At 50.6% G+C, this 13,039-nt stretch carries 13 protein-coding genes and 2 pseudogenes; 3 read left to right on the top strand and 12 right to left on the bottom strand.

The features are described 5' to 3' along the window. Positions 1 to 19: 19 nt before the first annotated feature. The 11 genes and pseudogenes from CWI35_RS00445 to CWI35_RS18775 form a co-directional block, all read right to left on the bottom strand. The gene (locus tag CWI35_RS00445) at positions 20 to 1,597 is read right to left on the bottom strand and encodes a benzoate-CoA ligase family protein (protein WP_066228788.1); all 1,578 of its coding nucleotides are present in this window, start codon (positions 1,595 to 1,597) and stop codon (positions 20 to 22) included. 123 nt (positions 1,598 to 1,720) lie between these two features. Beyond that, positions 1,721 to 2,518 (bottom strand): enoyl-CoA hydratase/isomerase family protein, encoded by a 798-nt coding sequence (locus CWI35_RS00440; protein ID WP_044731538.1) that lies wholly within the window; start codon positions 2,516 to 2,518, stop codon positions 1,721 to 1,723. A 141-nt stretch (positions 2,519 to 2,659) separates the two neighbouring features. Continuing rightward, positions 2,660 to 3,304 (bottom strand): Phenylacetic acid catabolic protein, encoded by a 645-nt coding sequence (locus CWI35_RS00435; protein ID WP_119877360.1) that lies wholly within the window; start codon positions 3,302 to 3,304, stop codon positions 2,660 to 2,662. Positions 3,305 to 3,321: 17 nt separating this feature from the next. Further along, entirely contained in the window at positions 3,322 to 3,537 is a 216-nt protein-coding gene (locus CWI35_RS00430; protein WP_066228793.1) for a hypothetical protein, read from the bottom strand. Then, positions 3,534 to 3,860 (bottom strand): metal-sulfur cluster assembly factor, encoded by a 327-nt coding sequence (locus CWI35_RS00425; protein WP_066228796.1) that lies wholly within the window; start codon positions 3,858 to 3,860, stop codon positions 3,534 to 3,536. Before CWI35_RS00425 ends, CWI35_RS00430 begins: the two co-directional genes overlap by 4 nt. After that, positions 3,860 to 4,795, bottom strand: a complete 936-nt coding sequence (locus CWI35_RS00420; RefSeq protein WP_044731542.1) for a Phenylacetic acid catabolic protein — start codon at positions 4,793 to 4,795, stop codon at positions 3,860 to 3,862. The genes CWI35_RS00425 and CWI35_RS00420 overlap by 1 nt, the downstream gene beginning before the upstream one ends. Before the next feature lie 276 nt (positions 4,796 to 5,071). Continuing rightward, a complete protein-coding gene (locus CWI35_RS00415; RefSeq protein ID WP_066228801.1) occupies positions 5,072 to 6,064 on the bottom strand; it encodes an MBL fold metallo-hydrolase in 993 nt (330 codons plus the stop codon). A 260-nt stretch (positions 6,065 to 6,324) separates the two neighbouring features. Next, a complete protein-coding gene (locus CWI35_RS00410) occupies positions 6,325 to 7,200 on the bottom strand; it encodes a PaaX family transcriptional regulator (protein WP_240432125.1) in 876 nt (291 codons plus the stop codon). A 132-nt stretch (positions 7,201 to 7,332) separates the two neighbouring features. Further along, positions 7,333 to 7,614: pseudogene (locus tag CWI35_RS00405) on the bottom strand (enoyl-CoA hydratase/isomerase family protein); the annotation flags it as partial. After that, on the bottom strand, positions 7,614 to 9,095 hold the full coding sequence (locus CWI35_RS00400) for an aldehyde dehydrogenase family protein (protein ID WP_373278019.1): 1,482 nt from the start codon (positions 9,093 to 9,095) through the stop codon (positions 7,614 to 7,616). The gene CWI35_RS00400 and the pseudogene CWI35_RS00405, both read right to left, overlap by 1 nt. Next, positions 9,061 to 9,204 carry a hypothetical protein gene (locus tag CWI35_RS18775; RefSeq protein WP_430980858.1) on the bottom strand — a complete coding sequence of 48 codons (144 nt, stop codon included), beginning with the start codon at positions 9,202 to 9,204 and terminating at the stop codon, positions 9,061 to 9,063. The genes CWI35_RS00400 and CWI35_RS18775 overlap by 35 nt, the downstream gene beginning before the upstream one ends. A 545-nt stretch (positions 9,205 to 9,749) precedes the next feature. On the opposite strand from CWI35_RS18775, the gene CWI35_RS00390 reads away from it, so the two are divergent. Beyond that, positions 9,750 to 10,448 carry a processed acidic surface protein gene (locus CWI35_RS00390; protein WP_346426319.1) on the top strand — a complete coding sequence of 233 codons (699 nt, stop codon included), beginning with the start codon at positions 9,750 to 9,752 and terminating at the stop codon, positions 10,446 to 10,448. 10 nt (positions 10,449 to 10,458) lie between these two features. Then, a pseudogene (locus CWI35_RS00385) lies at positions 10,459 to 10,566 on the top strand (class D sortase); the annotation flags it as partial. A gap of 174 nt (positions 10,567 to 10,740) precedes the next feature. Here the strand turns inward: CWI35_RS00385 and CWI35_RS00380 are convergent. Then, positions 10,741 to 11,892: a CapA family protein gene (locus CWI35_RS00380; protein WP_066228804.1), complete on the bottom strand. Its 1,152-nt coding sequence runs from the start codon at positions 11,890 to 11,892 to the stop codon at positions 10,741 to 10,743. A gap of 371 nt (positions 11,893 to 12,263) precedes the next feature. Between CWI35_RS00380 and CWI35_RS00375 the strand changes: the two genes are divergently transcribed. Further along, positions 12,264 to 12,824 carry a hypothetical protein gene (locus CWI35_RS00375; protein ID WP_119877358.1) on the top strand — a complete coding sequence of 187 codons (561 nt, stop codon included), beginning with the start codon at positions 12,264 to 12,266 and terminating at the stop codon, positions 12,822 to 12,824. Positions 12,825 to 13,039: the final 215 nt, after the last annotated feature.

Here is a 13,039-nt window from a genome sequence, read left to right as displayed (position 1 = left end):
ATCGTCCCTTTCGCCTCGTTCATCGTTGTTTCAATAGCTGCCGCAGTTTAAAGCGCTGAATTTTTCCAGTGGCTGTTTTCGGGAGTTCGTCGATCAATTCGATGATGCGCGGGTATTTATAGTGGGCCAGATGTTGCTTCGCAAATTGCTTGAGCTCTTCTTCCTTCTCAGCTGAACGAGGAACGCCGTCTTTCAACACGACGAACGCTTTTGGAACCACCAACCCGTTTTCATTTTCCACACCCACTACGGCTGCTTCCAGTACATCGTCATGCCGCAGAAGGCAGTTTTCCACCTCGATCGGGGAAACCCAAATGCCCCCGACTTTCAGCATATCATCGGAGCGCCCGCAATACCAGTAATACCCTTCTTCGTCGCGGTAATATTTATCGCCAATATACAGCCATTCTCCGACGAATTTTTGCTTGTTTTGCTCGTGAAGGTTCCAATATCCGTGGGCAATCGAGTCGCCGCGAATGATCAAGTCGCCCACCTCATTTGGCGGCAGTTCATTCCCTTGCCCATCAATGATTTTTACTTCATAGCCCGGAACCGCCTTTCCGGAGCTGCCCGGTTTGACGTCGCCAATGCGGTTGGAAATGAAAATGTGCAACGCTTCCGTCGAGCCGATGCCGTCTAAAATGTCGACCCCAAACAGCTGTTTCCATTTATAATAAAACGATGGCGGCAACGCTTCACCAGCGGAGACACAGACGCGCAACGAACGAACGTCAAAGCGCCGGCCGGCTTTTTCTGCATAATCGATCATGGCGCCGTACAACGTCGGCACGCCGAAAAAAATCGTCGGCTTGTACGTTTCAATCGCCTGAAACATCACCTCCGGCGAAGGCCGCTCTTTCACAAGCACGGTCGAGGCGCCGACGCCTAACGGAAAATACATTCCGCCGCCGAGGCCATACGCGAAATACAGTTTCGACGCCGACAGACAGCGGTCATTCTCGTTGATTCCCAGCACTTGTCTGGCGTATGTGTTTAACGCATATTCCATATCGTGCTGCAAATGGATGATTCCTTTCGGATCCCCCGTGCTTCCTGAACTGAACAGCCAAAACGCCGCATCATCTTTGTTCGTCGGCGCCGCTTCCAGCTCCTTATCCGTGCGGGCAAGCAACCGATGAAAGGAAAGCGTTCCCTCGATGGAACTGTTAGCGTTTTCATGAATGACAATGACATCTTGCAAAAAAGCAAACCGCTCGCGAATCGGCTGAAGACGCTCCCATAAGTCTTCGTGAATGACCAACCCTTTCGCCCGGCTGTTGTTTAAAAAATATTCGTAATCCGACGGTTGCATCATCGTATTGACCGGAATCGGCACCGCTCCGATTTTGATGGCGCCAAAAAACGTATAGATAAACTCGGGGGTATCGTGGCAGACCATCACCAGCCGGTCTTCCATCCGATAGCCAAGCCCCCGCAGCATATTGCCGGTTTGGTTCACTTTTTCTTGCAATTCCTGGTAGGAAATTTGCTCATCGCGATAATAAATGGCCGTTTTCTCGCCCAACCCGCTATGGACGTTATAGTCAATAAACAATCCCGCCGCATTGTACAGCCTTCCGAACCCGCGCAATTCCATTGTTCACCATCCCATTCCCCATGAAATTGAACTGCCCGGTGAATCAGCGTGCAAAACAACTGGGCAGCGAAGCCTTTGAAAGGATGAATCTGTCTCCATTTCAAAGGCTCCGCTAACCACACGTTAAATGCCTTTCCAATTCGGTTGGCGTTTTTCCAAAAAGGCGCTCATCCCTTCTTTCGCGTCTTCGGAGCGGAACAGCAAGTTTTGCAGCTCGCCTTCGTAGCGGATCGCCACATTCAGCGGCATCTCTTTCCCGTTCATGATCGCCAGCTTGATGTTCGAGACCGCATACGTCGCGCTGCTCGCGAGCTTGCGCGCATATTCCCGCGTCCGCTCTCTCGTTTCCGCCTGCGGAAACACTCGGTTCACCAGTCCAATGTCCAGCGCCTCTTGCGGCGTGATCGTTTCGCCCGTAATGTTCATATCCAGCGCCCGCGAATAGCCGATGAGCCGCGCCAGCCTCTGCGTGCCGCCTGTTCCGGCCAACACGCCAAGCGACACTTCCGGCAGCCCGATTTTCCCTGCTTCATCGCCCATAAACCGCAAATCGCACGCCAACGCCAGCTCCAACCCGCCGCCGACCGTATGCCCTTCTAAGCAGGCAATGTACACTTGCGGCGAACGCGCGATTTTGTCGAGCGTCTCATTGCAGAACAGGCAAAATTGCGTTTTAAACCGCGGATCAGCCGAGCGTAAAAAGTTGATATCCGCCCCTGCCGAGAAAAACTTCGGCACATCGCTCATGACGATGACGACTTTGATGTCTGGGTCAAAGCGGATGTCATCGATGGCTGCATTGAATTCTTTGTAAAATTCCAAATCATACGAGTTCGATTTGTTAATGTGCAAGTGAATCTCGGCAATCCCATCCTCTTTGACAACCGTTAAATATTGTTTTTTCGTTTCTACAGCAGTCATTGTTTCATTCCCCTTCCTTCAAAAATGATTTGATTGTTTCACGCAGGCAACGACGGATAGACCTCATTTTGAAAGTTCATTTCCCTTGTGCTTCAAGAGAGAAAGAACACCGTCTGTTCCTCACCTCCTTGTGTGCTGTTGTTATTTCAACTGAACGAAAGGTTCAGCCGCAACCGTTTTCAATTCCTGCTGCAGCCGTTCAACGAGCTTGACTCCGTTCGGCAAGTACCCTTCCTGCTGCAACTCTTCCTTGCTTTCAACCTCTTTTAACCAAGCCGCCGCTTCGTTCGCCGCGGCGTTCAACGCTTCGCGGAAACGATGAGGAACAGCGCCGCGCTCATGGGCGAGCTGCTGCGCCCAATGTTTGGCGTATACAAGATGATCTTGTTGTTCTCGGATCAACTTCTGGATTCGCGATACAATGGCAGGATGGTTGGCATCAAGTGCGGATTGCAAAACAGCGTCAATGGCGGTGTTTGTTGCGTATAGTGCAGCGATGAGCGTGATCCAGTTATGCACGTTGACGGCGCTTTCCAGCGCTTTTCCGGTTTGGCCGTAAATTTCCGGCTTTTTTCCTTTCAAGCCGTGCAAATCGAAACACCAGTTGTACAACAAGCGCGCATGTCCGAGCTCTCCTTGCGCCATCGCGATCGATGCCAGCGTGGCTTCCAAATTCGGACCGCTGACCCCGACCTCAACGAGGCGGTCGCCAAGAACGTATTTATTGTCAGCGATCGTTTCGAGCAACTCAATCAGCGAATGCACAGCAGACTGCCTTTGTTCCATTGCGCCTCCTCCCCCTTTTAGGCAAATAGCCACTTCGGTTTTCTCACCCAAACGAGCTCGCTGCGGTCGACAACAACCATTTCCGCCCAATCTTCCTCATCGTACGTGTAAGTGGCATATACTTTTGCCAGCTCCTCGTTTTCCGCCTCCACCGTGCCGATGTGGGCCAATTGGTCGCCCCGTTTCACGCGAGCGAAAATGTCAAACGTTTTTCGTCGTTGGGCCGCTGTCATGTGGAGCTCACCCCCCAATATTTCAATTTCTCGCGCCCTTCCGGACTGATCCTGTCGACCGTCCACGGCGGATCCCAAACGACGTGAATATGCACGTCACGAACCCCTTTCTCTTTGAGCAGTCGATCGCGGATGTCTTGCTCGATCCACTCCATGCAAGCGCATGATACCGCTGTATATGTCATGGTCACATGAAGCTCGTCATCCACTTTTTCAATGTGGTAAATGAGTCCCATATCGACGACGCTGATCGGAAATTCCGGATCCATCACTTCTTTCAGCGCTTGCCAATACTTTTCCGTTTCGGTGTTCCGTTTGTCCATCACACCGCTTCCTTTCGCAGTTGTTCGAGTTCCTTCGCCCCGCGTTGAATCCGTTCCACGAACTCTTTATTTTTCGGACCCCGCTGTTTAAACCGCTTGATGACGTTGTCCCACGTATCCGGCTGGTCAAACAGCCATTTTTTGTTCACCGGGTCAAACTTGCACGGGAACGGCACATCGAGCACGTATTTTTGTTGCTCCTCATCATAATGGGCAGGAACTTTGACACCGATTGATTCGCAGAACGGAACGGCCGTTGACAGCCATTTTTGCCGCAGTTCGTCATTCGTCCGCCCTTTTAAGCGGTACTCCAGCTGCGCCGAGCGGCTTTTCAACCGGTCCTCGACCCCGAAAAACTCAAGCGCCATTAAAAACATCCAGTCGACCGCTTTTTGCACTTCTTCGCGCAAATTCGGATCCTGCATCGCTGTTCTCATAATGATCTCGCCGTTGCGAAGATGGAACAGCTCCTCTTTGTCCACTTTCACGAGCGCCCGCTTCCACGGCCCGTACGACGTATGCTCAAACGCATCTCCAAGAAGGGTGTAGCCCGCGCGGTCAAAAAAAGCATTGAAGACGCCGAATTCAATCCAGTTTGACAACTCAAAATCAAAGGCGTACGGGTTTTTCCAACGGTGCGCCTCCCGCTCGTACAGCAGCCTGTCAACATCTTCGCCCAAATCTTTCAACAGCCGATAGGCGATGTGGGCATGGCCGATTTCATCCTGCATAATGGCCAGCGCTGTAATTTTGCTGTTTAACGTCGGCGCTTGGTCGTACACCGTAAGCAGCGGCGGGACGCTCAGCAGCTCGGTGTCGCCGACGATCGTCAGCGTCTGTTTCAACGCGTTTAAATACTCTTCATTCATATCGTCAATGCCTTCGACGATAAATCCATTTTGAACTTTTTCCTTTAGCAGCGTTGCTTGATCCATATTCCCACCTTCCTTATTACGTTTTTTTAACTATCGTATTCTATACATAATGTTAATACAGCGTAAATAGTGTTGTCAACATAAAAATAAGAAAAATCGGAAAATTATTTTTAGTTGGGAATCCTTTTATTTCTGCTGATCAACCGTCCATTCTGTCTCTTTGTTCCATTCGGTCGTTTTTCAGAGTATACAACATTTGTTTTCCGTTCGTGTAATTTTCATGGAGCCACTAGTTGCACAACTAGGCAAAAAAAAAAAAAAAAAAAAGCCAGCTGGCTAACAGCTGGACATCGGGCATTGCCGATAGATGACCGCATGGCGATGCTCCTCTTTTTGCAATTCGCCGACAGACACCAAATATTCCAAATGCGCCAGCGTCTCAGCCACTGCAAATCGCCATTGGTGCGCCGTCAACGGCTTATGGCCGAACACGCGATGGGCGACTTCATAGGCGGTGGACCCCGCTCCTGCTAGCGCTTTCATTTTTTGCAACCGTTGTTCGTGATGGCGGAAAATGTCGCCGATCCGCTCGCGAAATTGGCGAATGACCCCGCCATGGGCAGGCAGAGCCACATCCACCCCAAGCTCCTCCACTTTGCGAAGCGAAGCAAAATATTGCTCGAGCGGATTTGGGTGGGCGCCCGGCCATACACTAATGTTCGGTGTGATGCGGTCAAGCACGTGGTCCGAGGCAAGCAGCTGGCGCGATTCTGGCTGATAAAAACTGATCAATCCATCGCTGTGCCCTGGGACTGGGATGACTATCCACCGCCGTTGCCCCAGCACAATGTCTGGACGGTCCAAAACGGTTAACACCGGAAACGGGCTGACGCGCAGCGACAGCTTCCACATGTTCTCCTCAATTTCGGATACAAGCTCATCCGGCACGCCATGGCGGCGAAACATGGCACCTACTTCGCTCGCCTGGACGCTCTCTTCCCCCCACACCCGTTCCGCCATCGCATAATCCGGTTCGCTGATCCAGACGGGCGCTTCCGTCTGCTGCTGCATCCACCCGGCCAAGCCAAAATGGTCTGGATGGAAGTGAGTGATGTAAATAGCGCGAACGTGCCGCGGCTTGATTCCCAACTGCCGAAACACTGTTTCCCATGCACGAATCGCCTCAGGATCGCGAAAGCCAACGTCAACGATGCTCCACCCATCCGTCTCCCGGCATACGTAACAATAGACATACTTCATTGGAAACGGGACTGGAATCGGAACGCGGTAAATTCCGTCTCCTACCGTTTCCATTTCAATCTGCGCCATCCTTTTCCCCTCCCCCTGCTTTTTTCCTTCCTCTTATTCACAGCGCCTCAAGTGGACATGCCAGGCGCCGATATCCCCCAATCCATTTTAGACGCATAAACGGTGACATCCCCCGCCATCTATGCTTTGCTTAGAGGTAGGGGCTTCTCGGATGATCCCGTCTTATGACTAAAATGGACCGAGCGACCCCCGTCTGCCCGACGGTTGTCATCCCCCACCTCCCCTTCGTTTAGAAGTGGAGGACTTCTTTCGGAATGGCGTTAAATCATTTCCATAAACGGATTGATCGCCTTATCGCGGTTGAATGTCACCTCACGATCTGGTGCGGCCTCAAACAATGTTTCAAAATAGCGGATGGCCGGAACGGCGAGCAGCTGATGGACATTAAAAAACAGCTCCCGCGCCCTCGTTCCGCTCCAATCATCCGGTAATAAATCGTTCGGAAATCCCGGATCAATAAAGAAAAAACTCCGATATTCATGCACGAGTTTCGTCCGCTCAATGAAACATTCGCGGTCAGTCAGCTCATTGTTCCAAGCCCGTTGTTGGAATTCTTCGTACTTTCGTTCGTACGTTTCAATAAACCGGTCATACTCCTTGGCAATATAAGAGAAATCCCAGCCGCGCTCGATGATTTGCTCGTTGCTGTGCGACACGATGGAGCTCGCCGTAAACAAAATGACGTACGGCTCCAAATGATAGTCTTTAACCCATTCCATCACTTGCGGTTCGATCGGATTCGGACTCGCCCACGTCCCGTGGGAGATGAGGCCAAACCCCATCAAGCTTAATTCTTTGCGGATTTGGCTGCGCAGCTCCCGTTTTTCTTCGGGAACGGAGTACGTCAACACCCGCCATTGGCCGTCCCACTTGTAGTTCCGCTGCGAATAGACGCGGTTGAACCCGTCCATCATCGTCCGTTTCCCTTTCGGCGTCAACGAATAATAGCTGTTGTTGCCGATTTTCCGGACTTCAAAAAATCCCTGTTGCACCATCCTTAGCGCCGCTCCGCGGATGGACGACTCGGAAATGCCGAAGTGGGACATCATTTGGATCAAGCTTCCGATCCATACTTCGTTCCCATAATGTTGAATATATTCCCCAAATAACGTAAACATGAGCGCTCTCGGCTTCACTGCTGTTCACACCTTGTCTTTTTTTTGAATTTTTCTTTTATTATGGTACGAAATCACCTTCCCTTTCAAGCGCTAAATTTATGTTTTCATAAAAACATATCGGCCGAAACGGCCGATATGCACTCTGAATCATTAAACTCCTTTCCAATTCGGTTGGCGTTTTTCCAAAAAGGCGCTCATCCCTTCTTTCGCGTCTTCGGATCGGAACAGCAAGTTTTGCAGCTCGCCTTCGCAGCGGATCGCCACATTCAGCGGCATCTCTTTCCCGTTCATGATCGCCAGCTTGATGTTCGAGACCGCATACGTCGCGCTGCTCGCGAGCTTGCGCGCATATTCCCGCGTCCGCTCTCTCGTTTCCGCCTGCGGAAACACTCGGTTCACCAGTCCAATGTCCAGCGCCTCTTGCGGCGTGATCAAATGCCAAATAGGTTCAACGGTTTAGTGCCGATATAAGAGACGACGCTTTTTGTCTCAGTGTATAAGTTCAACGTCTCAAGCGCCAGCTCGCGGCCAAACCCCGACTGCTTGTACCCCCCAAACGGCGTGCCTGGAAATGCGGAAATCGGCGAGTTGACCATGACAATCCCAGCGCGGATGCGCGCGGCGACGCGATGGGCTCTTCCGTGGTCTTTCGTCCAAACGGCTGATCCTAACCCGAAAATCGTATCGTTCGCCAGCTTAATGGCCTCTTCCTCGTCACGGAACTTCATGACAACGACGACTGGACCGAAAATTTCTTCCTGCGCCACCCGCATGTCGTTTCTTACATTGCCGATAATCGTCGGCATGTACCAATAGCCTTTCGCAAACTCCTCACCTTCCGGGATTTTCCCGCCGTATAAAATTTCGCCGCCTTCCTCAACCGCCAGCTTCACATAGCTGTCGATCACTTGCTGATGGCTTCGCGAAATGACCGCGCCCATATGCACCCCTCTTTCAAACGGGTTGCCGACGCGGATGCGGGACGCTTTTTCAATCAATTTCTCCATAAACTCATCGTAAATGGTTTCATGCACAAACAGCCGCGAACGCGCTTCGCACGACTGCCCCGTGTTGTAAAAAATGCCGTAAAGCGAGCCGTTGACCGCCGCTTCGATATCGCAATCATCAAACACGATGTTTGGCGATTTCCCGCCGAGTTCGAGCGTCACTCGCTTCAACGTCTCCGAGGCGCGCCGCATAATGTCTTTGCCGGTTTCCGTCTCTCCGGTGAAGGCCACTTTGTCAATGCACGGATGCTCGGTCATATACGGACCGATTTCAGAACCACTTCCAGCAATGACATTGACGACGCCATCCGGAATCCCGGCCTCTTGGCAAATTTCCGCCAGCATATAAGCGGTGATCGGCGTATAGCTTGCCGGCTTTAACACGACCGTGCACCCGGCTGCCAATGCCGGCGCGAGCTTCCAAGCCGCCATCATCAACGGATAGTTCCACGGGATGATTTGTCCGCATACACCGACCGGCTCTTTGACCGTGTAGTTGAAAAAGCCGTTTGGCACTTGGTTGACGTCGCCTTGCAACGTAATTGCTGCGGCCGCATAAAATTCAAAATCCTCAATCGCTTGCATAATTTGCCCTTTGGCCGCATCGACCGTTTTACCGCTGTTTAACACTTCCGCATACACCAAGTCATCGAATCGCTCCCTCATCAAGCGGGCAATTTGATTCAGCAGGCGCGCCCGCTTCGCCCCCGTCATTTTGGGCCATTTTCCCGATTCAAACGCCGCGCGCGCCGCCTTGACGGCACGGTCTACGTCTTCTTTCGTGGCTTTGGCGACGGTCGCAATCACTTCCTCTGTCGCCGGATTGATCGTTTCAAACACTTCTCCGTTGCTGCTCTCGACATACTGGCCGTTAATGAACAGCGGATAATGTTGCTTGATCTTCATCAGTGGGCTCCCCTTCCTCCTTGGCATCGTCTCTCCATCTCACCCGCTCAAACACGCTTTTGCATTGATGGCAATAGTATTGCGAAACGAGCTGAGCGGTCCCAAACATCGATAGCGGCGCTACGTTCACTGAGCCGCAAAACACGCAGCGCACCTCCCTGCCTATCGGCATCGGCTAGACACCTCTCTGTTTTATTACGTTTTATTTAATATCGTCTGTTTAACATAATACTATTAAAATTTAAACACACTGTCAATAATAAAACTGAAAAAAATGAAGATTTATAATATTCCTTCTATCCTTTGATCGATACGAATTAGCTCATGGCTTTTTAATTATATGGAACAGAAACGACCGTCCTGATCAAGAAAACCCAATGGGATGCGTTACATCCCGTCGGTTTTCTTCTCAGATCATGACGATGCCCTGCTGCCCGCTTCATTTTTCTCCTTGTTTGTTTCTCCAGACGCTCCTTTACACCAACTCGTTACGTTACGTTTCGTCCCGTCGTTTCCTCCTTCAAGAAGCAACAACATCATTCCTCCTTTACCCGACGGCTTCCATTCAACGGTTAGCATACGTTTCCTCTAAAAAGTCATACATGGGAAACATTAGACGACGATGGAGCGGTTTTTATGTAAAAGCTTGAAAAACTGCTGGCTAAAAACGGCGATTCACTTGACAATTACGCGACGGTCGAGGAACTGGCGGAGGCGGTCGTCGATTACTTGCTTCCGGATTTGGACGAGCTCGGCTTGACGGACGCGGAGTTAGAAAAGTTATACAACCATTTTGAATCGCTCAATATGGAAGATCCGCAATTCGCCGAAAAAATGGAGGAAATCGGCCAGCGGCTTGAGGCGATCGGTGCGTACGATTTCACAAGCGTGACGGAACTCTCGCCAGCGCAAATCGCTGAAATCGCCGATGTATGGACCGACCTGCTTTCCGCTTGCCAGCTGGAAGCGAAGTTTTATTTGACGAAAGACGGCGAGAAAAAGCCTCTCAGCCTGTCGACATTGTTGACGTTAGAATCAACGAACGGCTACGATTTGCTTGTTGAAATTTACAGCACCGAAGGCGAACTGCTTGCCGATTTTGTTGTGACCGAAGAGATGTTTGCCTCCGATATTTTCGATGAGATCGGGGAAGACTTGCAAAATGGAGGTCAGGCGGCAAAAATCGAAAAAGTGGTGAAACCGGCGCCGCCGAAACCGCTGAAGCGTACTGAAGCCGAGGCGAAACTGCCGAAAACAGCCTCGCCGTATGCGGCTTATATGCTGCTTGGCTTGTCCTTCATCGGCGCGGGCGCATTCCTTGTCCACTCCCGCCAAGGAGCTGAGGCAAACTAGAATGAACCGAAAACCAAAAGCGACGCTCACCGTTTCCACGTGTTATCCGTTCCGCTACGTCGGCCCCGCCCCGCAGCGGTGCGTGCTCGTCGCCAACTTAATCAAGGAACGCTCGTAACTTTGTCAAAAACGAAAAGGGATGGCCCTCGGCATGAAGGCCATCCTTTTTTGATTTCTTCCAAAGACCGATGGGGAAACGGAAAACGTTTAAGCGAGGAGACGTTCTCAAACCGCCATCTTTCTCAGGCCATTGTAAAGAAATCATCGTTTTTCACCAACTTTTAGGCATGGATCAATGGGCCTCATATGCCGTCCACGTCGGTTTCACGATTTTCGCTGATAATGAGACGATTTTCCCTTTCACTCGTTTCGCTTCCTTTCCCGTGAGCGGCACCGGCTGATAGTTGTTTCTTGTCGTCACCGACGAAATGCGAAACGGGATGACGCGAATTTCTTTTTTGGCCGTCCGTTTGCCGTTTTGGAAAGAAAACGTCTGCTGAAACACGTACGTATCTTTGTCGCTCGGATTTTTGTTCCCTCCGAACATGAAATTGCCTAGGCTGTAGACGATAAACTTCCCTTTATACTCCTCAATGCCTTGAATGACATGCGGATGATGGCCGACGACCAAATCGGCGCCGCTGTCAATGGCAAAGCGGCCGAGCGCCTTTTGCGTGCTGTTTGGCGTATAGCTTCGTTCGACTCCCCAATGAAAATGAATGAGCACGATATCGGCCCCTTGCTTCCGAAGCGTGCGAATGTCGTTGGCGATCTGCTTGCGCAGTGCGCTTGTATTGCTCCAGCCTTCATAGCCAAGCGCTCCGATTTGGATTCCTTTCACCGTTTTCAGCAGCCGAAACGTGCGACCAAAATAGCCGATGTTTTCTTTTTTCAGATTGGCAATCGTGTCATTATATCCTCGTTGCAAATAATCGTACGTATGATTATTAGCCAGATTAACAGCGTCAATGCCGCCATAGGTTAAAATCTTCGCATAGCTCGGATGGCCGCGGAAACGGAATTTCTTGCTCGCTTTGCGCGTGGAGGTGGTCAACGTTGTCTCCAAATTGACCGTGGTAAAATCATCTTTTTGAAAGATCGGCTCAATGTATTTCGTAAAATAGCGCAAGCCGTGCTTTTTCGCCTCATCGTCGAACGAATACGCATAGCCGTAGTTTTCATCGCGCCCGAGCGTCACATCTCCCGCTGCGCTTAACGTAATGCGCACTTCACTTGGCGCCGTTGACTTCATTGCCGCCTGCGCCACAGCCGCTTTGTCGGCTGGCTTCAGCAACGGCGGATGCTCGGCCGCTCGCCCAGCCGTTTCGTTTCGCGCAGCCAACACTTCTTGTGCGCCGTGGTCCACCGCATTTCCGCATGAAAATAAAAAGATTGACGCCATACACACAAGCGCCGCATTTCTCCTCTTGATCCATGAGTTCATTTTTTCTGCTCCTATCAATCTGTTTCCTTCGAACTTTGAAAACTTCCATAACTATTATTCAACATGCCCTCTATCTATTCCTTTCTTTTCACAAATTTAGAAAACTGGTGAAAAACTAGTTTTTTGCTCAAATCAGCGGCGTTTGACCAGAAAGGAGAGCAGATCTGACAAGGTTTCTCTAATTGAAAAAGAGTTGGGATGAGCCGCCTTTTTCAATAAATCGCCGCCCTTTTAGGAATGATGGCCTGGCCAATCTATGGTATAATAATTCTGTAGGCATTTCCTTCCTCATTCCACACCTCAGACTTCCCTCCCTCCATTGGCGGAAATGCCCCTCATTAGCGCGATATTCAAGTTAAGGAGGGCTCCTCATGCAAGAACAGCTTTTACGCCAATTGACTGAACTTGTACAAGGTTTAGTCAATGACATGACCGTCGTGAAACAAGATATGCAGATGGTCAAGCAAAACATGGACGCCATGAAAAAGGATATGGATTCCATGAAAAAAGATATGGATTCCATGAAAAAAGACATGGACTCCATGAAGAGAGAAATGGATTCCATGAAACAGGAACTCCAAACGGTAAAGCAAAAAGTGGACAAGCTCGAACAACGAATGGACAAACAGGAAGAAGAATTGCGCTGGTTAAAAGAGCAAATGAAAGAAAACACAGAAATGATCAAAGCGATCCGCGACAATCAACTCGAGCAGCGAAGCATCCAAGACGGCATGCGCCACGAAATCGCCAACCTCCGCGGAGAAATGGCTGGCATTCGCGAGCAGATGGCAACAAAAGACGAGCTCTCCCGCCTTCGCGAGCAAATGGCGACAAAAGAAGACATCTCCCTCATTCATCAGCGGCTTGATTATCAACTCAGCCGCATCGCGCGAGCGGAAGAGGAGATTTATTTGCTGAAGAAGGCGGAGTAATAAGATCCCCCATCCTGACCGTTTCCGAATGCATTGTCTGTTTCTCCCGTTTCGTCGTCCATCGTTTTTCGAGAAAAACTCCGCTACCCCACCATAGGGCTGCAGTAGGGAAAATGTGCTTTTTCTTTGCAATAACTCACACTTGCAGGGTTGAAGCGATCCAAAGATATGAAAATCCTTCGCACAGTGCCGGCGCAAGCCATGCTTGCGCCGGG

Origin of the sequence: [Bacillus] caldolyticus, from assembly GCF_003595605.1 — a bacterium.
GTDB classification, from domain to species: Bacteria; Bacillota; Bacilli; order Bacillales; family Anoxybacillaceae; genus Geobacillus; species Geobacillus thermoleovorans.
The sequence above is the reverse complement of the archived record's forward strand: the minus strand, read 5'-3'. Positions and strand labels throughout refer to the sequence as shown.